23 protein-coding genes are annotated in these 25050 nt (G+C 60.9%); 18 read left to right on the top strand and 5 right to left on the bottom strand.

From position 1 onward, the window contains the following. Positions 1-224: 224 nt before the first annotated feature. Positions 225-587 (bottom strand): response regulator, encoded by a 363-nt coding sequence (locus SOP97_RS20375; RefSeq protein WP_411912043.1) that lies wholly within the window; start codon positions 585-587, stop codon positions 225-227. A 373-nt stretch (positions 588-960) separates the two neighbouring features. On the opposite strand from SOP97_RS20375, the gene SOP97_RS08365 reads away from it, so the two are divergent. After that, positions 961-1353: a helicase gene (locus tag SOP97_RS08365; RefSeq protein WP_274087006.1), complete on the top strand. Its 393-nt coding sequence runs from the start codon at positions 961-963 to the stop codon at positions 1351-1353. A gap of 79 nt (positions 1354-1432) precedes the next feature. Continuing rightward, positions 1433-2167, top strand: coding sequence for a hypothetical protein (locus SOP97_RS08360; protein ID WP_274087007.1), 735 nt, complete (start codon positions 1433-1435; stop codon positions 2165-2167). A 55-nt stretch (positions 2168-2222) separates the two neighbouring features. Here SOP97_RS08360 and SOP97_RS08355 read toward each other — a convergent pair whose 3' ends face one another. The 3 genes from SOP97_RS08355 to SOP97_RS08345 form a co-directional block, all read right to left on the bottom strand. Further along, positions 2223-3629 carry an aminoacyl-tRNA deacylase and HDOD domain-containing protein gene (locus SOP97_RS08355; protein ID WP_274087008.1) on the bottom strand — a complete coding sequence of 469 codons (1407 nt, stop codon included), beginning with the start codon at positions 3627-3629 and terminating at the stop codon, positions 2223-2225. 90 nt (positions 3630-3719) lie between these two features. Beyond that, positions 3720-5795, bottom strand: a complete 2076-nt coding sequence (gene recG / locus SOP97_RS08350) for an ATP-dependent DNA helicase RecG (RefSeq protein ID WP_274087009.1) — start codon at positions 5793-5795, stop codon at positions 3720-3722. Positions 5796-5803: 8 nt separating this feature from the next. Further along, on the bottom strand, positions 5804-6730 hold the full coding sequence (locus SOP97_RS08345; protein ID WP_274087010.1) for a hydrogen peroxide-inducible genes activator: 927 nt from the start codon (positions 6728-6730) through the stop codon (positions 5804-5806). A 267-nt stretch (positions 6731-6997) separates the two neighbouring features. Between SOP97_RS08345 and SOP97_RS08340 the strand changes: the two genes are divergently transcribed. The 16 genes from SOP97_RS08340 to SOP97_RS08265 all read left to right on the top strand — a co-directional run bounded on the left by SOP97_RS08340 (position 6998) and on the right by SOP97_RS08265 (position 24262). Further along, entirely contained in the window at positions 6998-7411 is a 414-nt protein-coding gene (locus SOP97_RS08340) for an NADH-quinone oxidoreductase subunit A (RefSeq protein ID WP_090379694.1), read from the top strand. A 10-nt stretch (positions 7412-7421) separates the two neighbouring features. Beyond that, a complete protein-coding gene (locus SOP97_RS08335) occupies positions 7422-8099 on the top strand; it encodes a NuoB/complex I 20 kDa subunit family protein (protein WP_274087011.1) in 678 nt (225 codons plus the stop codon). Between the two features lie 56 nt (positions 8100-8155). After that, on the top strand, positions 8156-9937 hold the full coding sequence (nuoC, locus tag SOP97_RS08330) for an NADH-quinone oxidoreductase subunit C/D (protein ID WP_274087012.1): 1782 nt from the start codon (positions 8156-8158) through the stop codon (positions 9935-9937). Positions 9938-9939: 2 nt separating this feature from the next. Beyond that, entirely contained in the window at positions 9940-10434 is a 495-nt protein-coding gene (gene nuoE / locus SOP97_RS08325) for an NADH-quinone oxidoreductase subunit NuoE (RefSeq protein WP_411912042.1), read from the top strand. Next, the gene (gene nuoF / locus SOP97_RS08320) at positions 10431-11780 is read left to right on the top strand and encodes an NADH-quinone oxidoreductase subunit NuoF (RefSeq protein ID WP_274087013.1); all 1350 of its coding nucleotides are present in this window, start codon (positions 10431-10433) and stop codon (positions 11778-11780) included. The genes nuoE and nuoF overlap by 4 nt, the downstream gene beginning before the upstream one ends. Before the next feature lie 96 nt (positions 11781-11876). Continuing rightward, entirely contained in the window at positions 11877-14612 is a 2736-nt protein-coding gene (gene nuoG, locus SOP97_RS08315; RefSeq protein WP_274087014.1) for an NADH-quinone oxidoreductase subunit NuoG, read from the top strand. Continuing rightward, positions 14609-15601, top strand: a complete 993-nt coding sequence (gene nuoH / locus SOP97_RS08310) for an NADH-quinone oxidoreductase subunit NuoH (RefSeq protein WP_274087015.1) — start codon at positions 14609-14611, stop codon at positions 15599-15601. The genes nuoG and nuoH overlap by 4 nt, the downstream gene beginning before the upstream one ends. A gap of 13 nt (positions 15602-15614) precedes the next feature. Continuing rightward, positions 15615-16163, top strand: coding sequence for an NADH-quinone oxidoreductase subunit NuoI (nuoI, locus tag SOP97_RS08305; protein WP_274087016.1), 549 nt, complete (start codon positions 15615-15617; stop codon positions 16161-16163). A 10-nt stretch (positions 16164-16173) separates the two neighbouring features. Continuing rightward, positions 16174-16683: an NADH-quinone oxidoreductase subunit J gene (gene nuoJ / locus SOP97_RS08300; RefSeq protein ID WP_274087017.1), complete on the top strand. Its 510-nt coding sequence runs from the start codon at positions 16174-16176 to the stop codon at positions 16681-16683. Further along, complete coding sequence (nuoK, locus tag SOP97_RS08295; RefSeq protein ID WP_090240724.1) at positions 16680-16988, top strand: NADH-quinone oxidoreductase subunit NuoK; 309 nt, start codon at positions 16680-16682, stop codon at positions 16986-16988. The genes nuoJ and nuoK overlap by 4 nt, the downstream gene beginning before the upstream one ends. Then, positions 16985-18835 carry an NADH-quinone oxidoreductase subunit L gene (gene nuoL / locus SOP97_RS08290; protein ID WP_274087018.1) on the top strand — a complete coding sequence of 617 codons (1851 nt, stop codon included), beginning with the start codon at positions 16985-16987 and terminating at the stop codon, positions 18833-18835. The genes nuoK and nuoL overlap by 4 nt, the downstream gene beginning before the upstream one ends. Positions 18836-18850: 15 nt before the next feature. Further along, the gene (gene nuoM / locus SOP97_RS08285; protein ID WP_322948905.1) at positions 18851-20380 is read left to right on the top strand and encodes an NADH-quinone oxidoreductase subunit M; all 1530 of its coding nucleotides are present in this window, start codon (positions 18851-18853) and stop codon (positions 20378-20380) included. A gap of 23 nt (positions 20381-20403) precedes the next feature. After that, positions 20404-21879 (top strand): NADH-quinone oxidoreductase subunit NuoN, encoded by a 1476-nt coding sequence (gene nuoN, locus SOP97_RS08280; protein WP_274087020.1) that lies wholly within the window; start codon positions 20404-20406, stop codon positions 21877-21879. 22 nt (positions 21880-21901) lie between these two features. After that, the gene (locus SOP97_RS08275; protein WP_274087021.1) at positions 21902-22759 is read left to right on the top strand and encodes an SDR family oxidoreductase; all 858 of its coding nucleotides are present in this window, start codon (positions 21902-21904) and stop codon (positions 22757-22759) included. Between the two features lie 2 nt (positions 22760-22761). Beyond that, positions 22762-23562, top strand: a complete 801-nt coding sequence (locus tag SOP97_RS08270) for an AraC family transcriptional regulator (RefSeq protein WP_274087022.1) — start codon at positions 22762-22764, stop codon at positions 23560-23562. A gap of 70 nt (positions 23563-23632) precedes the next feature. Next, complete coding sequence (locus SOP97_RS08265) at positions 23633-24262, top strand: LysE family translocator (RefSeq protein ID WP_322948903.1); 630 nt, start codon at positions 23633-23635, stop codon at positions 24260-24262. 23 nt (positions 24263-24285) lie between these two features. On the opposite strand, the gene SOP97_RS08260 is transcribed toward SOP97_RS08265, so the two are convergent. Beyond that, on the bottom strand, positions 24286-25020 hold the full coding sequence (locus SOP97_RS08260; RefSeq protein WP_274087024.1) for a hypothetical protein: 735 nt from the start codon (positions 25018-25020) through the stop codon (positions 24286-24288). Positions 25021-25050 lie beyond the last annotated feature (30 nt).

Raw genomic sequence — 25050 nt, 5'->3', positions numbered from 1 at the left:
GAACACGGCGCAACTGGTGACACTGTTCGCGCTGTCGAATCTGTGGATGGCGCGCAGACATTTACTGACGAATGCGGGAGAGGTGCGCCTGTAATGCGGGGAATGGCTGCCGCGAGGTGCTTGCGGCGGCTAAAAACACAGAAATAAGCGGGTGATCTGATCGCTTTTGATCGATTTGCCGCTTTCAAAATCGGCGGAGGCTGAAGTTAGCCAGAAATACATGACTACTTCAGACCATCCCTAGGTTTGAAAGGCTTATACAAGTAATCATCTAAGGCTGTGTTGAAATCTTTATCCGGCTTTCGAATAACCCGAGTTGTTGCAAGTACTATGCACGGGATATTAGAGTTTCCAGTAGCGCTCCGAGCGGAAAGTGGAGATGCAGCCTCATAATCAGCCATATCGTTATCGACAATTATTCCTGCGAAGGTGCAGGTATGCATGATTGCGATAGCCTCTCTACAGCTACCTGCTTCAACCACCGTGTATCCGGATGACTCCAGATGCTTGCGAGCCTGGGCGCGGAGGACGGGATGTTCGTGTATTACAAGCAGCTTTGGAGGCACCGATTTATCAAAACGTATCATTTTCTGGCAGCTCATAGATCGTGTTGGGGGAGTCACCGAGCGGTCGCTGTTTCAAAATCACGGCGATCCTGATCCCTCCGCAACGAATCTAGGGGGCTGAGGGGTTGAATTGAAATGATTAGCGCAGTAGCATGGATTTATACATTGTAAGTGCATGATTATGAATAAATAAATTGCAAAACGTGAATTTTGAAACGGTTTTCTGCGGGTTATTGAAAGACGCGGTTAACTGAGACCTCGAACCCGGGGCCACCGGCCCCGGACGACTGCGCCCTGGCCCGCGTGCTCACGCCCTTCTTGCGGTCAGATGTAGTCCCCGCGACAAACCGCTACAATGCGCCGCCTTTTCCTGACTCTTTGCGAGGCCTCGCGCATGAAATTCCGTTTTCTTCTGTGGATGCTGGGCCGCCTGATGGCTAAGGCCAGCCGTGAAAACCCGGCGTTCCAACAGCAATTAGTTGACCGCGACATGGTCTTCCAACTGCACACCCTGGACGGCAAAGTGGCCCGTCACTTCATCGTTAAAGATCAGCGCATCACCAGCAAGCGTGGCCCGGTCAGCGAGCCAGCATTCGCCCTCGGCTTCAAAGATGCGGCTTATGGTTTCGCCACCATGAGCGCGAAGAACAAGCAGCTGGCCTTTATGCAGGGTATTCAGAACAAGGACATCCAGATCCAGGGCAACCCGGCGCTGGTGATCTGGTTCCAGGGCTTGACCAAATACCTGATGCCGAAGAAGAAAGACGCCGCCAAAAAAGCTGCCTGACCCGCAGCTGTGCGCGCTGACACTGGTCGCCGCGCATGCCTTTCGCTAGGCTGGGCGTAGCCATAGTGAGAGTGTGCCCATGCGTCTGTTGCTGATCGCCCTGTTGTTTTCCACCCTTGCCCACGCCGCGCCCCCGAAAACGGCAGCCTTTGCACCGGTATTTGAGCTGGCCGGTATTCGTTTGCTCTGCGAACAGGCTGCGCCGCTGGTGCAGCGCGGTCTGCCGGATAAACAGCAAGCGCAGCTGGGCAACGTCTTCGCCGCCGATGCCCTGTGCCTAGACTTAGCCAAGCGTCTGGCCAGTCAGCTTGATAAAACCCAGCTGCAACAAGCCCAGCGCCAGCTAGAAAGCCCGTTGGCGCAGCGTTTTACCGCTGCTGAGCGGTTGGTCGGTGAAGGCGGTGCGCAAGGGCTGACGGCTTATCGCGAACAGCTGGTCGAGCGGCCACCGCGTGAGGAGCGGCGGCAGTTGGTGCGGCGTCTGGATGCGGCTGCACACACCACCACTCTGGCGACCTTGCTGCGCTATGAAGTCGGCAAAACTCAGGCGTTTTTGGCCTTGCAGGGCCGTGGCGAAAGCATCGACGAACAAGCCCTGAGCACTCAGACCCAGGCCCAGGAAAATGCGCTGCGCGCCTCCAGTGCCGAGGCTGTGGAGTCTTTTATGCTCTATGCCTACCGGCAGATGCCCAGCGAGCAACTGGCTGAATATGCGGCGTTGTATGAGCAGCCCGCCGTTGCCCTGTTGCTTGATAGCAGCGCGCAGGTGCTGCCAGAGCTGTTCGCCGCCCGGCGTGCGCAGCTGAAGAAGTAGTGATGCTACTCAAACGACAAAGGGGCCCGTAGGCCCCTTTGTGTTTTCTGCAGCTTTAGTGTGCAGGATGGAATTGTGCCGCCAGCTCGCGTAGCGCGACTTCGGCGGCCAGCACCTTGCTTACCGCTTCTTCGGCCTTTTCACGGCTGATCCCCAAATTATCGAACAGGCTTTGCGGGATCTCGCTCTGCGGGCCGGCGCCGATGCCGCGATTGCGCAGCAGGCTGACCGACAGGCACACCAGGTTTGGATAGGCCGCATGTGCACCGGTGTTCTCAGGGTCGTGCTGGAAGCGCAGGGCGCTGACCAGCTCTTCCGGCATGTCCCAGTAGCGCATCAACCAGGCGCCGATTTGTTCGCGGCTGATACCGAGCAGATGTTGCTCGATATAGCTGTGCGAGAGGTGCGGGTTGACCTCCAGGTGGCGACAGATCAGCGAGAAGTGTGGCGGAAACACATGCGCCAACACCAGGTAGCCGAAATTATGCAGCAGGCCAGCGAGGTAGCTCAGACCGGCTTCCGGACGTTGCGCGCGGGGGATGGCGCGTGTCAGGCCTTCGATCACGGCAGCGCTATAAATCGCTTGTTGCCAGTAGGGCGTAGCCTGTTGTGGCTTGTCCTTGGGCAGGCTCAGGGTTTTACCCAAGGCCAGGCCCAGGGCCAGGTTGATCACCAGGTCAAAGCCCAGCACGCGGACGATGGCGTCTTCCACCGAGCGAATTTTACCGGGCGCGGCGTAGTAGGGCGAAGCCGCCCAGCTGACCACTTGTGCGGCCAGCGCTGGGTCGGTTTCGACCACGCCGGTGATGTCATCGACGGTGGCGTCCGGGTCGACGCGCAGCTTGATGATCTTCTGCGCGGTTTCCGGCAGCGGTGGAATTTCGATGGTTTCTTCCAGCCGTTGCTGGATCCGGCGGGCGGTAAACGCCTGGACCGCCTGGGTGATTTCCGCGCGGTCGTCGTCCGGGCGGTCGAGGTTCAGGTGGATATTGCTCAGCGGCTCGCCGAAGCGTGCGGCGCTGGCCTTGCTTAGCAGGCTCTTGAACGTGTCGCTGGCGAGTTCGAGAAGAACCCCCGGCTGGCCCGATTCGATGTAAAGGCTGGGGACGTCTAGCAGGCGCTCGTCATACAGGCACGGCGAACTGGTCAGTGGCGGCAGGCCGGGTAGCGTTTTCAGGTTGTGCTTGCCGAGCATGCGCTCCAGGCGATCCGGTTTGACCGCCACCAGCTGGCGCCCGGTGAGTTCGGTCAGGCGGTTGAGATCGAGCAGCTGATTTTGTGGATAGAGCACCAGCAGCGCACCCACGGCATCATCGAGCAGCACCGCCTGTAAGCGTTGTGCGCTTGGCAGGCTCGGTTGGTCGTGGCAGATGCGGTACGGCAAACCAAGCTTATCCAGCAATTGCAGAATCACCGCAGGCGGTTGCGGAGCAGTGTCGGTGGCAAGGGCGAGTTCAGTCATGGCGGTTTCCGGCAGAGGCGGCATTAAGGCGAGTATAAACAGCGGACTGGCGAAAATGCGGCACAGGTAGCAGTTGTCTTGTGAGCTGTATCACACTTGCCCGTATTGTTGGCCATGCCGTAGCCAGCGCTCAAGTAGCGGGCTGACATGCTGCGGCCAGTGTTCCAGCAGTGCTTGCGCGGCGTCACGCACGGCGGGCAGCAAGTCGGCATCGCGCATCAGGTCGGCCACCTTGAACTGCAGCAGGCCTGTCTGGCGGGTGCCGAGCATCTCGCCGGGGCCGCGTAATTCCAGGTCTTTTTCGGCAATGACGAAGCCGTCGCAGGTTTCGCGCATGATTGCTAAGCGCTGGCGACCCAATTGTGACAGCGGTGCGTGATAGAGCAGCAAGCAATGGCTGGCGGCGCTGCCCCGGCCGACCCGCCCGCGCAGTTGGTGCAGTTGTGCCAGGCCCAGGCGTTCAGGGTTTTCGATGATCATCAGGCTGGCATTCGGTACGTCGACGCCCACCTCGATTACCGTGGTGGCGACCAGCAGTTGCAGCTGCCCCTGTTTGAACTGATCCATCACCGCGGCTTTTTCTGCCGGTTTCATTCTCCCGTGGATCAGCCCGACATTCAGTCCGCCGAGCGCAGCGGTCAGATCGACGAAGGTGGTTTCGGCGGCCTGGCAGGTCAGCTCTTCGGATTCCTCAATCAGCGTACACACCCAGTAAGCCTGGCGGCCTTCATTACAGGCCAGGCGCACGCGCTCGACCACTTCCAGGCGGCGGCTGTCGGCGATTACCAAGGTATTCACCGGGGTACGGCCGGGCGGCAGTTCGTCGAGGATCGAGGTGTCGAGGTCGGCGTAGGCGCTCATGGCCAGGGTTCGCGGGATGGGAGTAGCGGTCATGATCAGCTGGTGCGGGCACATGCGTCCGCCAATGCCTTTCTGTCTCAGGGCCAGGCGCTGCTGCACGCCGAAGCGGTGTTGTTCATCAATGATCACCAAGGCGAGTTTTTGGAACTGCACTTCATCCTGAAATAGGGCGTGGGTGCCGACCACCATCGGTGCACCGCCCGCGATCTGTTGCAGCGCGCTGGTGCGGGCTTTGCCCTTGAGCTTGCCGGCCAGCCAAGCGACCTTTAGACCCAGCGGTGCCAGCCATTTGCTGAAGTTGATGAAGTGCTGCTCGGCGAGAATCTCAGTGGGCGCCATCAGCGCCACTTGATAACCGGCTTCCAGTGCTTGCAAGGCGGCAAAGGCGGCGACCACGGTTTTGCCAGCGCCCACGTCACCCTGCACCAGGCGCAGCATGGGCTCGTGTTGGCTGAGGTCGTAGGCGATTTCCGCGCCGACCCGCTGTTGCGCGCCGGTGGGGGTAAATCCGAGGTTGGCCAGGTATTGCTGCGGTAGTTTTTTAGCCAGTGGCATGGCCGGTGCCTGCTGCGCGCGCACGCTTTCGCGCAGGCGTTGCAGCGACAGTTGATGGGTCAGCAGTTCCTCAAAGGCCAGGCGGTGCTGGGCCCAGTGGCGGCCTTCGGCGAGTTCCTCCAGGTCGGCATCCGGCGGCGGCCGATGCAGGTAGCGAATCGCCTGATCGAGCGGGCTGAGTTGGTAGTCGTCGGCCAGTTCGCGCGGCAGCCAGTCCGGCAGGCTGTGCGGTCCGAGGCGGGCCAGGGCCTGTTCACTGAGCTGGCGCAGGCGCTGCTGGGTCAGGCCTTCGGTGGTCGGGTAGATCGGCGTGAGGGTCTGTTCTACGGCTATCGGCTCGCTGCCCGTCAGTGCGCGGTATTCCGGGTGATAGATTTCCAGACCTGAGGAGCCGGGCCTTACTTCACCATAGCAGCGCACTTGGGTGCCGCGTTTGAGGCCTTCCTTCTGCGCTTGGCTGAAATGGTAGAAGCGCAGGCTCAAGGTGCCGCTGCCGTCCTGCAAGCGCACCAGCAGGCTGCGTCGGCGACCCATGACCACATCCGCGCCGGCGACTATGCCTTCAACCACCGCGTCCTGGCCGGGGCGCAGGGCGCCAATCGGCACGATACGGGTGCGGTCCTGATAACGCAGCGGCAGGTGAAACAGCACATCCTGCAGGGTTTCCAGGCCGACCTTGGCGAGTTTTTCGGCAAGGGCCGCACCCACGCCTTTCAGCGCGGTGACAGAAACTGCAGCCAGCTCGGTCATGGCTTGTCTTAGCTGCTCTTGGGCAGTGGTTTGGCCACAGAGCACAGGCGGATCGAGTCAGTCAGTACCTCGATCGCATTCGGCCGCGGGAAGCTGGCGCGCCAGGCGATAGCGACGGTGCGGAACGGCGCCGGTGCGCTGAGCGGGCGTACTTCAATCACGCCGGGAGCGTAATGATGGCTGTCGACCGCGGAGAACGGCAGGATCGACACGCCAAGGCCCGAGGCGACCATATGACGGATGGTTTCCAGCGAGCTGGATTCCACCGTGGTGTGCTTGGCGCTGTCTTCGCCGCCCTTGCGCAGGGTCGGGCAGGCTTCCAGCACCTGATCGCGGAAGCAGTGGCCTTCGCCGAGCAGCAACAGGCTCTTGTCATTCAGCAGCTTGCTGTCGATGGTCTTCAGCTCAGCCCAGGGGTGGCCGGCCGGCAGCAGGGCGTAGAACGGCTCGTCATACAGCGGCTTGGTCAGCACATCGGCTTCGTGGAAGGGCAGGGCGATGATGATCGCGTCCAACTCACCATTGCGCAGCTTGTCGCGCAGTACGTGGGTGAAGTTTTCCTCGATATACAGCGGCATGTCGGGTGCGACGCGGTGCAGTTGCGGAATCAGATGCGGGAACAGGTAAGGACCGACGGTGTAGATCGCGCCGATTTTCAGCGGCGCGGCCATCTGGTTTTTACCGGCTTGGGCCAGCTCACGGATGCCCTGAGCTTGCTCCAGTACTTTCTGCGCCTGGGTGACGATGCCTTCCCCGACTGGCGTCAGGCGCACTGCGCTCTTGCTGCGCTCGAAGATCAGCACACCCAGTTCATCTTCGAGTTTCTTCACCCCGACCGACAGTGTCGGCTGGCTGACATGGCAACGTTCGGCCGCGCGGCCGAAGTGCTGCTCTTGAGCGAGGGTGACTATGTAACGCAGTTCGGTGAGGGTCATAGTCTTTATCCATTGAGATGCAGCCAAGCATAGCGGCTGTCTTCAATGGAACCAACTGTTGATCCGGTTCCATGGCTGTGGCTGAGGGGTTAGAATTGTTCGGGTAATTGTCTACAGGTTAATGTCGCTTTGTGGACAAAAAATAATTAGTTACTAATGTGTTGTGCGCATAGAATTGCGGCCATACTTTGTCGGCGCCCCAAGTTGGGTTTTGCACGCGCCTCAATAAAACCATACAAGCCGCCCCTTTACCCAAGGAGTACCGGCATGCCTGATGCGGTAACGACCATGTCCCATAACTGGGCTTTTGCTGTGTTTTTGCTCGGAGTATTCGGGCTTATCGCCTTTATGCTCGGCCTGTCCAGCCTGCTGGGAAGTAAAGCCTGGGGGCGCAGCAAGAACGAACCTTTTGAGTCCGGTATGTTGCCCGTAGGCAGCGCGCGCCTGCGCCTGTCAGCCAAATTTTATCTGGTCGCGATGCTCTTCGTGATCTTCGATGTTGAAGCCCTCTTTCTCTTTGCTTGGGCCGTCTCGGTGCGCGAAAGCGGCTGGGCTGGGCTAATCGAAGCTACAGTCTTTATAGCAATTCTGTTGGCAGGTCTTGTCTACCTTTGGCGGATCGGGGCGCTCGATTGGGCACCTCAGGGACGTCGCGAGCGGCAGGCGAAGCTAAAACAATGAGGCTTTGGCAATGCAATACAAACTTACTCGGATCGATCCGGATGCGCCCAATGAGCGCTATCCGGTCGGCGAGCGGGAGACTGTTTCCGACCCGCTGCTAGACGATCAAGTCCACAAGAACATCTACATGGGCAAGCTCTCGGATGTTCTTAATGGCGCAGTGAACTGGGGGCGCAAGAACTCCCTATGGCCCTATAACTTCGGCCTGTCCTGCTGCTATGTGGAAATGACCACCGCCTTTACCGCGCCGCATGACGTTGCGCGTTTTGGTGCGGAAGTGATTCGAGCCTCCCCACGCCAGGCAGACTTTATGGTCATTGCCGGCACCTGCTTTATCAAGATGGCTCCGGTCATCCAGCGTCTGTATGAACAGATGCTGGAACCCAAATGGGTGATCTCCATGGGCTCGTGCGCCAACTCTGGCGGCATGTACGACATCTACTCGGTGGTCCAGGGTGTGGATAAGTTCCTGCCGGTCGACGTCTATATCCCCGGCTGCCCACCGCGCCCTGAGGCTTTTCTGCAAGGCTTGATGCTGTTGCAGGAATCCATTGGCCAGGAGCGCCGGCCGTTGTCCTGGGTGGTTGGCGATCAAGGTGTTTACCGTGCCGACATGCCTTCGCAGAAAGAGCAGCGTCGCGCCGAGCGCATCGCCGTAACCAATCTGCGCAGCCCCGACGAAGTGTAAGCCTGGGCTCGCTTGAGCCCGCCTACTGACGCCGTTGACCGATAGCGACCGAGACCATGACTGCAGACAGCATTCTGTCCATACCGCCGTACAAGCCTGATGACCAAGATGTGGTCGTCGAACTGAATTCACGTTTTGGCGCTGACGCCTTTACCGCGCAAAGCACCCGTACCGGCATGCCGGTATTGTGGGTGGCCCGCGAGCGGCTGGTCGAAATCCTGACCTTCCTGCGCAACCTGCCACGCCCTTACGTCATGCTGTATGACCTGCATGGCGTCGATGAGCGCCTGCGCACCCAGCGCCGTGGCTTGCCCGGTGCGGATTTCACCGTGTTTTACCACCTAATGTCGCTGGAGCGGAACAGCGACATCATGCTTAAGGTGGCGCTCAGTGAGCGTGACCTGAATATGCCCAGCGTCACCAGCATCTGGCCCAACGCCAACTGGTATGAGCGCGAAGTCTGGGACCTCTACGGTATTCACTTTACCGGCCACCCGCACCTGACGCGGATCATGATGCCGCCGACCTGGGAAGGTCACCCGCTGCGCAAGGACTACCCGGCGCGCGCCACTGAGTTCGACCCGTTCAGCCTGACCCTGGCCAAGCAGCAGCTCGAGGAAGAAGCCGCGCGCTTCAAGCCGGAAGACTGGGGCATGAAACGCGGCGGCGAGCACGAGGACTATATGTTCCTCAACCTTGGTCCGAATCACCCATCGGCCCACGGTGCGTTCCGCATCATTTTGCAGCTCGATGGTGAAGAGATCGTCGATTGCGTACCGGAGATCGGCTACCACCACCGTGGTGCCGAAAAGATGGCCGAACGGCAGAGCTGGCACAGCTTTATTCCCTACACCGACCGCATCGATTACCTCGGTGGGGTGATGAACAACCTGCCGTACGTATTGGCCGTGGAAAAGCTCGCGGGCATCACCGTGCCGCAGCGGGTCGATGTGATTCGCATCATGATGGCCGAGTTCTTCCGCATCACCAGCCACCTACTGTTTCTCGGGACTTATATTCAGGACGTCGGCGCGATGACCCCGGTGTTCTTCACCTTCACCGACCGCCAGCGCGCTTATAAGGTGATCGAGGCGATTACCGGCTTCCGCCTGCACCCGGCTTGGTATCGCATCGGCGGCGTCGCTCACGACCTGCCGCGCGGCTGGGATCGTCTGGTCAAGGAATTCGTCGACTGGCTGCCCAAGCGCCTCGACGAGTACGAAAAAGCCGCCCTGAAGAACAGCATTCTCAAGGCGCGGACCATCGGTGTGGCGCAGTACAACACCAAAGAAGCGCTGGAATGGGGCACCACGGGTGCCGGATTGCGTGCCACCGGCTGTGATTTCGACCTGCGCAAAGCGCGGCCGTATTCCGGCTACGAGAACTTCGAGTTTGAAGTGCCGCTGGCGGCCAATGGCGATGCTTATGACCGCTGCATGGTGCGTGTGGAAGAGATGCGTCAGAGCATCAAAATCATCGACCAGTGCCTGCGCAACATGCCGGCGGGCCCTTACAAGGCGGATCACCCGCTGACCACGCCGCCGCCGAAAGAGCGCACGCTGCAGCACATCGAAACCCTGATCACCCACTTCCTGCAGGTTTCCTGGGGCCCGGTCATGCCGGCCAACGAAAGCTTCCAGATGATCGAGGCGACCAAGGGCATCAACAGTTATTACCTGACCAGCGACGGCAGCACCATGAGCTACCGCACGCGCATTCGTACGCCAAGCTTCCCGCACCTGCAGCAGATCCCTTCGGTGATTCGCGGCAGCATGGTGGCTGACCTGATCGCGTATCTGGGCAGTATCGACTTCGTTATGGCCGACGTGGACCGCTGATGATGAACACACTTATTCAGACTGACCGTTTTGCCTTGAGCGACGCCGAGCGCTCGGCCATCGAGCATGAAATGCATCACTACGAAGACCCGCGCGCGGCGTCGATCGAAGCGTTGAAAATTGTGCAGAAAGCCCGTGGTTGGGTGCCGGACGGCGCGGCGGATGCTATCGGCGAGATCCTCGGCATCCCGGCCAGCGACGTCGAAGGTGTGGCCACCTTCTATAGTCAGATTTTCCGTCAGCCGGTGGGCCGCCACATTATCCGCGTATGCGACAGCATGACCTGCTACGTCGGTGGCCATGAGTCGGTCGTCGCTGAAATGCACAAGCAGCTCGGTATCGGCCTCGGCGAGACCACCAGTGACAGCCGCTTTACCCTGCTGCCGGTGTGCTGCCTGGGCAACTGCGACAAGGCCCCGGCGCTGATGATCGACGATGACACCTTTGGCAATCTGCAGGCCGACGGCGTCGCCAAACTGCTGGAGGCTTACGCATGACTACGCTGACGTCCATGGGGCCGGCTAACACCATCGCCCGCAGTGAAGAAACTCACCCGCTGACCTGGCGCCTGCGTGACGACGGCCAGCCGGTGTGGCTGGAGGAGTACCAGCAGAAGAACGGCTACGCCGCTGCGCGCAAAGCGCTGAGCGAAATGGCTCAGGCCGATATCGTGCAGACGGTGAAAGACGCCGGCCTCAAAGGCCGTGGTGGTGCCGGCTTCCCCACCGGGGTGAAGTGGGGCCTGATGCCCGCCGATGAATCGATGAACATCCGCTACCTGCTGTGCAACGCGGATGAAATGGAGCCCAACACCTGGAAAGACCGCATGCTCATGGAGCAGCTGCCGCACCTGTTGGTGGAAGGCATGCTGATTTCCGCGCGCGCACTCAAGGCCTATCGCGGCTATATCTTTCTGCGCGGCGAGTACGTCGATGCGGCGGCGAATCTTAATCGCGCTATCGAGGAAGCCAAGGCCGCCGGCCTGCTGGGCAAGAACATCCTCGGCAGCGGTTTCGATTTCGAGCTATTCGTCCACACCGGTGCCGGGCGTTATATCTGCGGTGAAGAAACCGCGCTGATTAACTCACTCGAAGGCCGCCGCGCCAACCCGCGCGCCAAGCCGCCGTTTCCCGCCGCCGTCGGCGTGTGGGGTAAGCCGACCTGTGTGAATAACGTGGAAACCCTGTGCAACGTGCCGGCCATCGTCGGTAATGGCGTGGACTGGTACAAAAGCCTGGCTCGCCCCGAGAGTGAAGACCACGGCACCAAGCTGATGGGCTTCTCCGGCAAGGTGAAGAACCCTGGTCTGTGGGAACTGCCCTTTGGTGTGAGCGCCCGTGAGCTGTTCGAAGACTATGCCGGCGGCATGCGCGACGGCTACACGCTGAAATGCTGGCAGCCTGGTGGCGCTGGTACCGGCTTCCTTCTGCCCGAGCACCTCGATGCGTTGATGTACGCCGGCGGTATCGGCAAGGTCGGCACGCGCATGGGCACCGGCTTGGCATTGGCGGTGGACGACAGTGTCAGCATGGTTTCGCTGCTGCGCAATATGGAAGAGTTCTTTGCCCGCGAATCCTGCGGCTGGTGCACGCCGTGCCGTGATGGCCTGCCGTGGAGCGTGAAAATTCTCCGTGCGCTGGAGCGTAAGCAAGGCACTGCCGAAGACATCCAAACCCTGCTGGGGCTGGTCAACTTCCTCGGCCCTGGCAAAACCTTCTGCGCCCATGCACCGGGTGCCGTCGAGCCATTGGGCAGTGCGATCAAGTATTTCCGTTCGGAGTTCGAGGCTGGCGTATCCAGTTCTACGGCTCCGGCGACGACGGGGCAATTCGTTCCCGCTTAAAAAATTGGCGCTCTGGCGGCCACTGACCTGGCCCCGCAGCACACCGTGATTCCATTAGCCAAGCCCGCTTCGGCGGGTAAAGAAGAAACCTGAACCATGGCCACTATCCACGTAGACGGCAAAGATTTCGAAGTCGATGGGGCGGACAACCTGCTGCAGGCCTGCCTGTCCCTCGGGCTCGATATCCCTTACTTCTGCTGGCACCCGGCGCTCGGTAGCGTCGGCGCCTGCCGCCAGTGTGCGGTCAAGCAGTACAGCGATGAAAACGATACGCGCGGGCGTATCGTCATGTCGTGCATGACGCCCGCCACCGATAACACTTGGATTTCCATCGACGATGAAGAGTCCAAAGCCTTTCGCGCCAGCGTCGTCGAGTGGCTGATGACCAACCACCCGCACGACTGCCCGGTGTGCGAGGAGGGCGGTCATTGCCACCTGCAAGACATGACCGTGATGACTGGCCACAACCAGCGCCGTTATCGCTTCACCAAACGCACCCACCAGAACCAGCAGCTCGGCCCATTCATCTCCCACGAAATGAACCGTTGCATCGCCTGCTACCGCTGTGTGCGCTATTACAAAGACTACGCTGGCGGCACCGACTTGGGCGTCTACGGCGCGCACGACAACGTGTACTTCGGCCGTGTTGAAGACGGCGTGTTGGAGAGCGAATTCTCCGGCAACCTGGTCGAGGTTTGCCCGACCGGCGTGTTCACCGACAAAACCCACTCCGAGCGCTACAACCGTAAGTGGGATATGCAGTTTGCCCCGAGCATCTGCCACGGCTGCGCCAGCGGCTGCAATATCAGCCCCGGCGAGCGCTACGGCGAACTGCGCCGCATCGAAAACCGTTTCAACGGTGATGTGAACCAGTACTTCCTCTGCGACCGTGGGCGTTTCGGCTATGGCTACGTCAACCGCACGGATCGTCCGCGCCAGCCGCTGCTGATGAATAAAGACGGTGGCGAAAAGCTCGGCATCGACGCCGCGTTGGACAAGGCTGCCGAGCTGCTCAAAGGCAAACGCGTCATCGGCATCGGCTCGCCGCGCGCCAGCCTGGAAAGCAACTTCGCCCTGCGCGAGCTGGTCGGCGAGGCCAACTACTACTCCGGTATCGCCGCTGGCGAGCTGGAAAATATCCGCCTGATCCGCGACATCCTGCAGAACGGCCCGCTGCCGGTGCCGACCCTGCGTGAAGTTGAGCTGCACGACGCGGTGTTTATCCTTGGTGAAGACCTGACCCAGACTGCCGCGCGCATGGCTTTGGCCCTGCGTCAGACGGTCAAGGGCAAGGCCACTGAAATCGCTGCGTCGATGAAGATTCAGGACTGGCACATGGCTGCCGTGCAGAACGTCGCGCAAGACGCGCTGCATCCCCTGTTTATTGCCAGCGTGACGACGACTCGCCTGGATGATATTGCCGAAGCTTGCGTGCATGCCGCACCGGCCGACCTGGCGCGTATCGGTTTCGCTGTGGCGCATGCCATCGACCCGAGCGCACCAGCGGTTAACGGACTGGACGCTGATGTTGGCGAACTGGTGCAGTTGATTGCCGAAGCGTTGCTAGAAGCCAAGCGACCGCTGATCGTCTCCGGTGCCTCCCTGGGCGAGAAGAGCCTGATCGAAGCAGCAGCCAATATCGCCAGTGCGCTTAAAAATCGTGAGAAAAACGCCTCCATCAGCCTGGTGGTGCCGGAAGCCAACAGCATGGGCCTGGCCCTGCTTTTGGGTGAAGAGTGTGGGGGGAGGTCTGTCGATGCGGCGCTGCAGGCGCTGACGTCCGGCCAGGCCGATGCCGTGATCGTGCTGGAAAACGACCTGTACCGCCGCGCCGATGCAGCTCAGGTTGATGCTGCATTGGCAGCCGCCAAGCTGGTGATCGTCGCTGACCATCAGCACACCGCCATCAGTGACAAAGCCCACCTGCTGTTGCCGGTGGCCAGCTTCGCCGAAGGCGATGGCACCCTGGTCAGCTTTGAAGGTCGCGCCCAACGTTTCTTCCAGGTGTTCGAGCCGAGTTACTACGACGCCGGCATTTTGATACGCGAAGGCTGGCGCTGGCTGCATGCCCTGCACAGCACCCTGCAAGGCAAGCCGCTCGACTGGACCCAGCTGGATGCGGTGACCGCCGCCGTTGCTGCCAGCAACAACCTGCTGGCACGCATCGGCGAAGCGGCGCCCAAGGCCACCTTCCGCATCAAGGGCCTCAAGCTGGCTCGCGAGCCTCACCGTTACAGCGGTCGCACCGCCATGCGCGCCAATATCAGCGTGCACGAGCCGCGTCAGCCGCAGGACCAGGATTCGGCCTTTGCCTTCTCTATGGAAGGCTATTCCGGCAGCCAGGAAGACCGTCAGCAGATCCCCTTCGCTTGGTCGCCGGGCTGGAACTCGCCGCAGGCCTGGAACAAGTTTCAGGACGAAGTCGGCGGCCACCTGCGCGCCGGTGACCCCGGTGTGCGTCTGCTGGAAGCCAAAGGCGTGGCAATGCCTTGGTTCAGCGTACCGGCCGCCTTTAACCCGGCGCCGGGTACCTTGCAGGCCGTGGCCTTGCATCACCTGTTCGGCAGTGAGGAAACCTCGGCCGGCGCCGCGCCGCTGCAAGAGCGTATTCCCGCACCTTACGCGCTGCTGGCCAAGGCCGAAGCGGATCGTCTGGGCGTGAATGACGGCGCGCTGCTTAGCCTGACGATCGCCGGGCAGACCTTGAACTTGCCGCTACAGGTCACTGAAGAGCTGGCCATTGGTGTGGTCGGCCTGCCAGTCGGCTTGGCGGGGATGCCGGCATTGTTCGCAGGTCGTGTGGTCACCCGCATTGAGGAGGCCGCGCAATGAGTTGGCTAACGCCTGAGGTGATCGACGTACTGATCGCCGTACTCAAGGCCATCGTGATTCTGCTGGTGGTGGTGATCTGCGGCGCGCTGCTGAGCTTTGTCGAACGGCGCCTGCTGGGCTGGTGGCAGGACCGCTACGGCCCGAATCGGGTCGGCCCGTTCGGCATGTTCCAGATCGCCGCGGACATGATCAAGATGTTCTTCAAGGAAGACTGGACGCCGCCGTTTGCCGACAAGTTCATCTTTATCCTGGCGCCGATGATTGCCTTCTCCGCCATGTTGATGGCGTTCGCAATCATTCCCATCACCCCGACTTGGGGCGTGGCGGATTTGAACATCGGCATTCTGTTCTTCTTCGCCATGGCTGGGCTGTCGGTGTACGCGGTGCTGTTTGCCGGTTGGGCCAGTAACAACAAGTTTGCCCTGCTCGGTGCACTGCGCGCCTCGGCGCAAACAGTGTCGTACGAGGTGTTCCTGGCGCTGGCGCTAATGGGCGTGGTGGCTCAGGTTGGCTCCTTCAACATGCGCGATATCGTTGATTACCAGGCCGAGAACCTGTGGTTCATCATCCCGCAGTTTTTCGGCTTCTGTACCTTCTTTATCGCCGCTGTGGCCGTGACCCACCGTCACCCGTTCGACCAACCCGAAGCCGAGCAGGAGCTGGCGGACGGATACCACATCGAATATGCCGGGATGAAATGGGGCATGTTCTTCGTCGGTGAATACGTCGCCATCGTTACCGTGTCGGCGTTGCTGGTTACGCTGTTTTTCGGTGGCTGGCACGGCCCGTTCGATCTGCTGCCGCAGATTCCGTTCTTCTGGTTCGCCCTGAAAACCTGCTTCTTCATCATGATCTTCATCCTGCTGCGCGCCTCGATTCCGCGGCCACGGTATGACCAGGTCATGGCCTTCAGCTGGAAGTTCTGCCTACCGCTGACCCTGATCAACCTGCTGGTGACCGGCGCAGTTGTGCTGGCTACGGCCCAGTAAGGAGAGTTACAGAATGTTCAAATACATATGGGATGTGCTGGTCGGTACCGGCACCCAACTGCGCAGCATGGCCATGGTGTTCAGCCACGGCTTTCGCAAGCGCGACACCCTGCAATACCCGGAAGAGGCGGTGTACCTGCCGCCGCGCTACCGTGGCCGTATTGTGTTGACTCGCGACCCCGACGGCGAAGAGCGCTGCGTGGCGTGCAACCTATGTGCGGTGGCCTGCCCGGTGGGCTGTATTTCGCTGCAGAAGGCTGAGACTGAAGACGGCCGTTGGTACCCGGATTTTTTCCGCATCAATTTCTCGCGCTGCATTTTTTGCGGTTTGTGTGAAGAAGCCTGCCCGACTACGGCGATTCAGCTCACCCCGGATTTTGAAATGGGCGAGTTCAAGCGTCAGGACCTGGTGTACGAGAAGGAAGACCTGCTGATCAGCGGGCCGGGCAAGAACCCGGACTACAACTTCTACCGCGTCGCCGGTATGGCCATTGCCGGCAAGCCGAAAGGCGCCGCGCAAAACGAAGCCGAACCGATCAACGTCAAAGGCCTGCTTCCTTAAAGGGGGGGATATGGAATTCGCTTTCTACCTCGCCGCCGGCGTTGCCGTGGCGGCCACATTCAGGGTGATCACCGCGAGCAATCCGGTACACGCCCTGTTGTATCTGATTCTCTCGTTGTTGGCCGTGGCCATGACCTTCTTCGCCCTCGGTGCGCCGTTTGCCGGGGCGCTGGAGATCATTGTCTACGCCGGCGCGATCATGGTGCTGTTCGTCTTTGTGGTGATGATGCTCAACCTCGGCCCTCCAGCGGTCGAGCAAGAACGTCAGTGGCTGACGCCTGGCATCTGGACTGGTCCGGCAATTCTCTCGGCGCTGCTGCTGGGGCAATTGCTCTATGTGCTGTTCCAGTCGCCCAGTGGTGCGGCCCTCGGTTTGCAGACCATTGATGCCAAGGCCGTCGGCATTGCCCTGTACGGGCCTTACCTGCTGGCGGTGGAGCTGGCTTCGATGTTGTTGCTTGCCGCGTTGGTCGCGGCCTATCACCTCGGCCGTCACGATGCCAAGGAGCCAACCGCATGAATGCGATTCCCATGGAACACGGCCTGGCCTTGGCCGGCGTGCTATTCAGCCTCGGCCTGATTGGCCTGATGGTGCGGCGCAACATCCTGTTTGTGCTGATGAGCCTGGAAGTGATGATGAATGCCACCGCCCTGGCCTTTGTGGTGGCCGGCAGCCGTTGGGCGCAGCCTGATGGCCAGGTGATGTTTATTCTGGTGATCACCCTGGCAGCCGCCGAGGCCAGTATTGGCTTGGCGATCCTGTTGCAGCTGTATCGCCGCTTCAACACCCTCGATGTCGACGCTGCCAGCGAGATGCGCGGATGAACCTTCTATTTCTGACTTGTGTGTTCCCCCTGCTGGGCTGGTTTCTCCTGGCTTTCTCGCGTGGGCGTTTCTCCGAAAACCTCTCGGCGCTGATTGGCGTTGGTTCGGTGGGCCTATCCGCCCTGGCTGCGGCCTGGGTGATCGTGCAGTTCAATCTAAACCCGCCACCCAACGGCGTGTTTACCCAGGTGCTGTGGCAGTGGATGAGCGTGGCGGGCTTTGCACCGAGCTTCACCTTGTATCTGGATGGCCTGTCCGTGACCATGCTCGGCGTGGTGACTGGCGTGGGCTTCCTGATTCACCTGTTTGCCAGTTGGTATATGCGTGGGGAGGAGGGCTATTCGCGCTTCTTTGCCTATACCAACCTGTTTATCTTCAGCATGTTGCTGCTGGTGCTGGGCGACAACCTGCTGATGCTCTACTTCGGCTGGGAAGGCGTGGGGCTGTGCTCCTACCTGCTGATCGGCTTCTACTTCAAGCACACCGCCAACGGCAACGCGGCGCTCAAGGCCTTTATCGTCACCCGCATCGGCGACGTGTTTATGGCCATCGGCCTGTTTATCCTGTTCCTGCACCTAGGCACCCTGAATATTCAGGAGCTGATGCTGCTGGCCCCGCAGAAGTATGTGGAAGGGGACAGCTGGCTGTGGATCGCCACCCTGATGCTGCTCGGCGGTGCGGTCGGTAAGTCTGCTCAGCTGCCGCTACAGACCTGGCTGGCTGACGCGATGGCTGGCCCGACGCCTGTGTCGGCATTGATCCACGCGGCGACCATGGTTACCGCCGGCGTCTACCTGATTGCGCGGACCCACGGCCTGTTCCTGCTGACCCCGGATATTCTCGAACTGGTCGGTATCGTTGGCGGCGTGACCCTGGTGCTGGCCGGCTTCGCTGCCCTGGTACAGACCGACATCAAGCGCATCCTCGCCTACTCGACCATGAGCCAGATCGGCTACATGTTCCTCGCCCTCGGCGTGCAGGCCTGGGACGCGGCGATCTTCCACCTGATGACCCACGCCTTCTTCAAGGCCCTGCTGTTCCTCGCCTCCGGTGCGGTGATCAACGCCTGCCACCACGAGCAGAACATCTTCAAGATGGGCGGCCTGTGGAAGAAACTGCCGCTGGCCTACGCCAGCTTCATCGTCGGTGGCGCCGCCCTGGCCGCCCTGCCGCTGATCACCGCCGGTTTCTACTCGAAGGACGAGATCCTCTGGGAAGCCTTCGCCAGTGGTCACCAGTGGCTGCTCTATGCCGGCCTGGCAGGTGCCTTCCTGACCTCGATCTACACCTTCCGCCTGATCTTCATTGCCTTCCACGGCGAGCAGCAGACCGAGGCCCATGCCGGCCATGGCGTGGCTCACTGGTTGCCACTGAGCGTGCTGATCGTGCTGTCGACCTTTATCGGCGCGCTGATCAGCCCGCCGCTGGCCGGTGTGCTGCCGCAGAGCCTCGGCCATGCCGGTGGCGAGGCCAAGCACAGCCTGGAAATCGCTTCCGGGGCTATCGCGATCATCGGCATCGTCCTGGCCGCGTTGCTGTTTCTCGGCAAGCGCAGTTTCGCCACCGCGGTGGCGCAGAGTTCGCCCGGGCGCTTCCTGTCGGCCTGGTGGTTCGCGGCCTGGGGCTTCGACTGGTTCTACGACAAGCTGTTCGTCCAGCCGTACCTGCTGCTTTGCCGGTTGCTCGGGCGTGACCCGATTGACCGCAGCATTGGCCTGATTCCGCGTCTGGCGCGAGGCGGCAACGCCTTGCTGGCCAGCAGCGAGACCGGCCAGGTGCGCTGGTACGCCACATCGATAGCCGGGGGCGCCGTGCTGGTGCTCGCCGTCCTCCTGTTTCTGAATTAAGGAAAATAGCCCGTCATGATTCTGCCCTGGCTAATCCTGATCCCCTTTATCGGCGGCCTGCTGTGCTGGCAGTGCGAGCGTTTCGGCAGCACCTTGCCGCGCTGGATCGCCCTGCTGACCATGGGCCTGCTGTTCGGCCTGGGCCTGTGGTTGTGGGCCACTGGCGACTTCAGCCTGGCCCCTGCGCCGGGTGCTGCGCCGCAGTGGGCGGCCGAATTCCAGGTGCCGTGGATCGAGCGTTTTGGCATCAGCATCCACCTGGCGCTGGATGGCCTGTCGGTGCTGATGATCAGCCTCACCGGTCTGCTTGGTGTGCTCTCGGTGCTCTGCTCGTGGAACGAGATCCAGAACCGCGTCGGCTTCTTCCACCTCAACCTGATGTGGATTCTCGGCGGCGTAGTTGGCGTGTTCCTCGCCGTCGACCTGTTCCTGTTCTTTTTCTTCTGGGAAATGATGCTGGTGCCGATGTATTTCCTCATCGCGCTCTGGGGTCATAGCGGTAGTGATGGCAAGACGCGCATCACCGCCGCCACCAAGTTCTTTATCTTCACCCAGGCCAGTGGCCTGATCATGTTGCTGGCGATCCTCGGCCTGGTCTTTGTGCACTTCGACCAGACCGGCGTGCTGACCTTCAACTACGCCGATTTGCTGACCACCAAGATGGCGGCCGGCACTGAGTACATTCTGATGCTCGGCTTCTTTATCGCCTTCGCGGTGAAGTTCCCGGTGGTGCCGTTTCACTCCTGGCTGCCGGACGCCCACGCCCAGGCGCCGACGGCCGGCTCGGTGGATTTGGCCGGTATCCTGCTGAAAACCGCTGCCTACGGTCTGATGCGTTTTGCTCTGCCGCTGTTCCCCAATGCCTCGGCCGAGTTTGCGCCGATCGCCCAGTGGCTTGGCGTGTTCGCCATCATCTATGGCGCGCTGCTGTCGTTCGCGCAGACCGATATCAAACGCCTGGTGGCCTACTCCAGCGTGTCGCACATGGGCTTTGTGTTGATTGCCATTTACTCCGGCAGTGAAATTGCTCTGCAGGGTGCGGTGGTACAGATGATGGCTCACGGTCTTTCGGCGGCGGCACTGTTCATTCTTTGTGGTCAGCTGTATGAGCGCCTGCACACACGTGACATGCGCGAGATGGGCGGTATCTGGGCGCGTATGCCCTGGCTGCCGGCGTTGAGCCTGTTCTTTGCCGCAGCAGCGTTGGGCTTGCCGGGTACCGGCAACTTTGTCGGTGAGTTCCTGATCCTGATTGGCAGTTTCCAGAGTGCGCCGTGGGTCACTGTGCTGGCCGCCACGGGCCTGGTGTTCGGCTCGGTCTATTCGCTGATCATGATTCACCGCGCCTACTTCGGCCCGGCCAAGGCGGAAACCGCGTTGCCTGGCCTGCAGCTGCGCGAGCTGAGCATGGTGCTGGGCCTGGCCGTGCTGCTGATCCTGCTTGGGGTTTACCCGCAGCCGGTGCTCGACACCTCCGCCGCCAGCATGCAAGGCGTGCAGCAGTGGCTGGGTAGTGCCCTCAATCAACCTGTTTTGGCCCGGTGAGCGGCTTAATGGAAAGTCATGCCATGCAACTGACGACTCAACATTTCATCGCGCTGCTGCCGCTGCTGATCACCAGTGCCACGGTGGTGCTGGTGATGCTGGCTATCGCCTGGAAGCGCAACCACACGCTGACCTTCGGCCTCTCGGTGCTGGGGCTAAACCTGGCCTTGCTGTCGCTGCTGCCGGCTCTGGAGGTAACGCCTATTGAGGTCACGCCGCTGTTGCTGGTGGATAAATTCGCCTGCTACTACATGGCCCTGGTGCTGGCGGCGACGCTGGCCTGCGTGACGCTGACTCATGCCTACCTGGGCGGTGAGTCAGGCAAGGGTTACCCGGGCAACCGTGAAGAGCTTTACCTGCTGATGCTGCTGTCCGCTGCCGGCGGGCTGGTATTGGTTAGCGCGCAGCACCTGGCTGGTCTGTTTATTGGTTTGGAACTGCTGTCGGTGCCGACCTACGGCATGATTGCCTACGCCTTCTTCAACAAGCGCTCGCTTGAAGCCGGTATCAAATACATGGTGCTGTCGGCCGCAGGCAGCGCGTTTCTACTGTTCGGCATGGCGCTGGTGTATGCCGAGTCGGGCAACCTGACCTTCGCCGGCATCGGCGCCAAGCTGGCGGCTGATGGTTTGCCGAGCATGTTGGCGCAGTTAGGCGTGGGCATGATGCTGATCGGCCTGGCGTTCAAGCTGTCGCTGGTGCCGTTCCACCTGTGGACGCCGGATGTCTACGAAGGCGCGCCTGCGCCGGTGGCGGCTTTTCTCGCCACAGCCAGTAAGGTTGCGGTGTTCGCCGTGTTGTTGCGTTTGTATCAAATGTCGCCGGCTATGGCTGGCGGCTGGCTGAGCGATCTACTGACACTGATTGCCATAGCCTCGATCATCTTCGGCAACCTGTTGGCACTGTTGCAGAACAACCTCAAGCGCCTGCTCGGTTATTCCTCAATCGCCCATTTCGGCTACCTGTTGGTTGCGTTGATTGCCAGTAAAGGCTTGGCCGTAGAAGCGGTTGGCGTGTACCTGGCGACCTATGTGCTGACCAGCCTCGGCGCGTTCGGTGTGATCACCCTGATGTCGACGCCTTATAACGGCCGGGATTGTGATGCGCTGTACGAGTACCGTGGGCTATTCTGGCGCCGCCCGTATCTGACCGCAGTGCTGACCGTGATGATGCTGTCGCTGGCGGGTATTCCGCTGACCGCCGGGTTTATCGGCAAGTTCTATGTGGTCGCTGCCGGCGTGCAATCGCAGCAATGGTGGCTGCTCGCCGCCCTGGTAATCGGCAGCGCCATTGGCGTGTTCTATTACCTGCGGGTGATGGTCACCCTGTTTATGGTTGAGCCGAACCTGCGTCGTCACGATGCGCCGTTTGACTGGGCGCAGCGTGCCGGGGGCATCATGCTGCTGGTAGTGGCCGTGTTGGCCTTCGTCCTTGGCGTGTATCCGCAACCGCTGCTGGAGCTGGTGCAGCAGGCTGGCTTAGTTGCCGTGTTGCCATGATCAAGCTCAATAAGGAATGCGCATGACACTGGGTAAAACCCTGCTAATCGCCGGCTGCGGTGATGTCGGTGGCCGTCTGGGGCAGCAGCTGACTGCTGCCGGTTGGACGGTGTATGGCCTGCGCCGCAGTGTCGCCTTGCTCCCTGAGGGTATTCGCCCGGTTGCCGGTGACCTGCAGGCGGATGCCTGCCCGTCGGCCTGGCCGAGTGAGCCGTTGGATTATCTGGTGTATTGCGCAGCTGCCACCGAGCGCGACGAAGCAGGCTACCGCGCCGCCTATGTGGAGGGTTTGCGCCGTGTGCTGGGCTGGCTGGCGCAGCATGGGCAACAACCCAAGCGTGTGTTGTTTGTCTCCAGCACGGGTGTATACGGCCAATTGCAGGGCGAGTGGGTGGATGAAGCATCCCCTGCCGAAGCCGACAGCTATTCAGGGCGCATCATGCGTGAGGCGGAGCAGGTGGCCTTGCACAGTGGCCTGGAAGCCAGCGTGGTGCGTCTGACCGGGCTTTATGGGCCGGGGCGCGAATGGTTGCTGGGTCAAGTTCGTCAGGGCTATCGGGTCGCCAGCGAGCCGCCGCTGTACGGTAATCGCATTCATGTTGATGATGCTGCCGGGCTCTTGGCTTTTCTGCTGCAGGCTGATGCCCGCGGCGTGGCGTTGCAGGACTGCTATATCGGCGTCGATGATGAACCTGCGCCGCTACACGAGGTAGTGGCCTGGTTACGTCAGCAGCTGGCGATCGAGCACTGGTCTGAGACAGCCACTGTGCGCCGCGCCGGCAGCAAGCGTTGCAGCAACGCCCGCGCCAAATCCCTGGGCTGGCAGCCGCAGTACCCGAGTTATCGTGAGGGTTACCGGGCGATTCTGGCGCAGCTGTAAAGATGAACGGCAATCGGTTGCTCGCCAAAGCGTGGCTACCCGGTGTCGAGCTGTTTCATGCCGATTTTTCCGGGCAAGCCTTCGGTCGCCATAGCCACGACGCCTTTGCTATTGGTGCCATCTTGCAAGGTGTAGGCGGTTATCAGTGCCGTGGTCAGCGCCATGCTCTGCCGGCCGGTACGCTGTCGCTGATGAATCCGGAGGAGCCGCATACTGGTCATGCTGACTCTGCGCGGCTGGTCTATCGCATGCTCTATGTCGAGGAATCGCGCCTGCCGGCGTTGCTCGGTCGAAAACATCTGCCCGATGGCTTCCGCACGCTTAATCCGAGCGACGATGGTCAGGTAGCCGCAGGCCTGGCGCGTCTGGCGACTGAGTTCGAGCGTGGCGATGCGTTGACCCTGGAAAGTGAATTACTCGCCGTGCTGGAGCGGGTATTTGTGCGCCATGGCGGGCTTCGCGCTGCCTGTCCGGCAGCCCGTGATGGCGGCGTGACAGCCGTCCTGCGTGAATATCTGGAGGCGCACTACACGCAAGCGGTTAGCCTGGAACAGCTGGCTGCTTTGGTTCAGCGTCATCCGCGTCACCTGATTGAAGCCTTTCGCCGGGCCTATGGCGTGCCGCCACATACCTATCTACTGCAGCGTCGCGTGCGCGAAGCGAAACGCTTGTTGCTCGGCGAACAGGCTCCGCTGGAGGTGGCGCTGAGCCTGGGTTTCTATGACCAAGCGCACTTCTCCGGCACGTTCAAACGTTTCACCGGCGTCACCCCAGGCCAGTTTCGCCGTGGCGCGGTGACCTGAGTTTTCTCCAAGACCTTACCAGGCTGCAGCAGGGAAACTGACCTCCACGTTGGATGGAGGTCGATTGCCGATGCTTGGGTTATTTTTGCTGGTCGCCAGCACTCACTTTGCGGCCCTGCTGTCGCCAGGGCCGGATTTCTTTCTGTTGATCCGCACGGCGCTGACCCAGGGCCGGCGGCAGGCTGACGGCTGTGCCGGAGGCATTGCCCTGGCCAATCTGCTGAGCATGCTCCTGGTGTTACTGGCGCTGGGATTACTACCGGGCGACGGAGGTGTGTTGTGGCCACTGCTACAGCTAATAGGTGGCGCCTACTTTGCCTGGATTGGGTTGCAGGCATTGTTGTCGCAGCGTGATCTTAATCTGCCTGTGGGCGAGCAAAGCCTGACGGGGAGGTGGTGGCACGGGCTGCGCCATGGGTTGCTGGCCAGTAGCTGCAACCCCAAGTTGCCGCTGTTCTATGCCGGGTTGTTTGGCGTCCTGCGTGAGGCGGCCGTGCCGACGTGGGGGCTGGCGCTGGCAATGCTGTGGATGACCATGGTGGTTTGGGTGTGGGACTTGGCGTTGGTGCGCCTGTTGGGCCATCGGCGCTGGCGTGCCTGGTTGCAACAGCAAATCCGCTGGTTGGATCGGGGCTGCGGCGCGTTACTGCTGGCCTTGGGAGGCTGGTTGCTGATAAGTGCGCTGAAGGCCCTAGAGTGATGCGGGCCCTTTGACGCGTCAGCTTAGCGACGCTTGAGTAGCCAGCGTTGCTGACCCTTATAGAAGTCGGGCATTTCATCAATCTGCGCACGATTCAGGGCTGCAAAGACGCGCAGCTGGTTACCTTCACGCTCGAAAATCCAGCTTTGTCCCTGTTCGCCCAATTGCAGCCAAAGGCTATCGAACTCGCCGCTCATGGCGGCACAGTCGCCGGCCAGGCACAGGGCATAGCGTTCTGCGCCTGGTAGGCCTTGCACGCTGCCATCAGCGTTGAATAGCACCAGACCGCCTTCGCCCAAGCCTTCTTCGATCAACCAGGTGCCGCCTAGGTAGGCGCTGTACAAGGCGTGTTCGAAGCTGCTGCCGAGTGGCGCAAGCGGTGCGGGTGCTGCAGGTGCGCGGACAAAGCGTTGTTCCGGCCAGGTAGCGCTTTGTGCCTGCACCAGTTCGCTGCCGCTAAGGTTAAGAAACTCCTGAACATCACCGTAGTAATCTACGCGTAAGCGGCCGTCGGCCTGACGTTCAAACGTGCCCTCATCGCGCTCATAACCGTTGCTGAAACTGGCTAAACGGTGCTGGCTGTCAATCTGCCATTCCAGATTGGGCCCATAGGCGAGCAGGGCTTCGCGAAGGTTGCCACCTGCAGTGGCGGCATCAATGGCCGCTTGGTTGATCCACGTACCGCTAGGGTCGGACGGAGGGCTGGCGCAGCCACTGAGTAAGGCGCAGAACAACAGAGCAGCAGATAGGCTACGCATAGCGCGTCCTCGCAAGGAGAGGGCGGGGCA

Origin of the sequence: Pseudomonas spirodelae (assembly GCF_034653255.1) — a bacterium.
Taxonomy (GTDB): domain Bacteria; phylum Pseudomonadota; class Gammaproteobacteria; order Pseudomonadales; family Pseudomonadaceae; genus Aquipseudomonas; species Aquipseudomonas spirodelae.
The sequence above is the reverse complement of the archived record's forward strand: the minus strand, read 5'-3'. Positions and strand labels throughout refer to the sequence as shown.

What these genes read in the sequence shown, in the direction of transcription:
- SOP97_RS20375 (WP_411912043.1), bottom strand. Translation starts at nt 587, where the DNA reads ATGATACGTTTTGATAAATCGGTGCCTCCAAAGCTGCTTGTAATACAC.
- SOP97_RS08365 (WP_274087006.1), top strand. Translation starts at nt 961, where the DNA reads ATGAAATTCCGTTTTCTTCTGTGGATGCTGGGCCGCCTGATGGCTAAG.
- SOP97_RS08360 (WP_274087007.1), top strand. Translation starts at nt 1,433, where the DNA reads ATGCGTCTGTTGCTGATCGCCCTGTTGTTTTCCACCCTTGCCCACGCC.
- SOP97_RS08355 (WP_274087008.1), bottom strand. Translation starts at nt 3,629, where the DNA reads ATGACTGAACTCGCCCTTGCCACCGACACTGCTCCGCAACCGCCTGCG.
- recG (WP_274087009.1), bottom strand. Translation starts at nt 5,795, where the DNA reads ATGACCGAGCTGGCTGCAGTTTCTGTCACCGCGCTGAAAGGCGTGGGT.
- SOP97_RS08345 (WP_274087010.1), bottom strand. Translation starts at nt 6,730, where the DNA reads ATGACCCTCACCGAACTGCGTTACATAGTCACCCTCGCTCAAGAGCAG.
- SOP97_RS08340 (WP_090379694.1), top strand. Translation starts at nt 6,998, where the DNA reads ATGCCTGATGCGGTAACGACCATGTCCCATAACTGGGCTTTTGCTGTG.
- SOP97_RS08335 (WP_274087011.1), top strand. Translation starts at nt 7,422, where the DNA reads ATGCAATACAAACTTACTCGGATCGATCCGGATGCGCCCAATGAGCGC.
- nuoC (WP_274087012.1), top strand. Translation starts at nt 8,156, where the DNA reads ATGACTGCAGACAGCATTCTGTCCATACCGCCGTACAAGCCTGATGAC.
- nuoE (WP_411912042.1), top strand. Translation starts at nt 9,940, where the DNA reads ATGAACACACTTATTCAGACTGACCGTTTTGCCTTGAGCGACGCCGAG.
- nuoF (WP_274087013.1), top strand. Translation starts at nt 10,431, where the DNA reads ATGACTACGCTGACGTCCATGGGGCCGGCTAACACCATCGCCCGCAGT.
- nuoG (WP_274087014.1), top strand. Translation starts at nt 11,877, where the DNA reads ATGGCCACTATCCACGTAGACGGCAAAGATTTCGAAGTCGATGGGGCG.
- nuoH (WP_274087015.1), top strand. Translation starts at nt 14,609, where the DNA reads ATGAGTTGGCTAACGCCTGAGGTGATCGACGTACTGATCGCCGTACTC.
- nuoI (WP_274087016.1), top strand. Translation starts at nt 15,615, where the DNA reads ATGTTCAAATACATATGGGATGTGCTGGTCGGTACCGGCACCCAACTG.
- nuoJ (WP_274087017.1), top strand. Translation starts at nt 16,174, where the DNA reads ATGGAATTCGCTTTCTACCTCGCCGCCGGCGTTGCCGTGGCGGCCACA.
- nuoK (WP_090240724.1), top strand. Translation starts at nt 16,680, where the DNA reads ATGAATGCGATTCCCATGGAACACGGCCTGGCCTTGGCCGGCGTGCTA.
- nuoL (WP_274087018.1), top strand. Translation starts at nt 16,985, where the DNA reads ATGAACCTTCTATTTCTGACTTGTGTGTTCCCCCTGCTGGGCTGGTTT.
- nuoM (WP_322948905.1), top strand. Translation starts at nt 18,851, where the DNA reads ATGATTCTGCCCTGGCTAATCCTGATCCCCTTTATCGGCGGCCTGCTG.
- nuoN (WP_274087020.1), top strand. Translation starts at nt 20,404, where the DNA reads ATGCAACTGACGACTCAACATTTCATCGCGCTGCTGCCGCTGCTGATC.
- SOP97_RS08275 (WP_274087021.1), top strand. Translation starts at nt 21,902, where the DNA reads ATGACACTGGGTAAAACCCTGCTAATCGCCGGCTGCGGTGATGTCGGT.
- SOP97_RS08270 (WP_274087022.1), top strand. Translation starts at nt 22,762, where the DNA reads ATGAACGGCAATCGGTTGCTCGCCAAAGCGTGGCTACCCGGTGTCGAG.
- SOP97_RS08265 (WP_322948903.1), top strand. Translation starts at nt 23,633, where the DNA reads ATGCTTGGGTTATTTTTGCTGGTCGCCAGCACTCACTTTGCGGCCCTG.
- SOP97_RS08260 (WP_274087024.1), bottom strand. Translation starts at nt 25,020, where the DNA reads ATGCGTAGCCTATCTGCTGCTCTGTTGTTCTGCGCCTTACTCAGTGGC.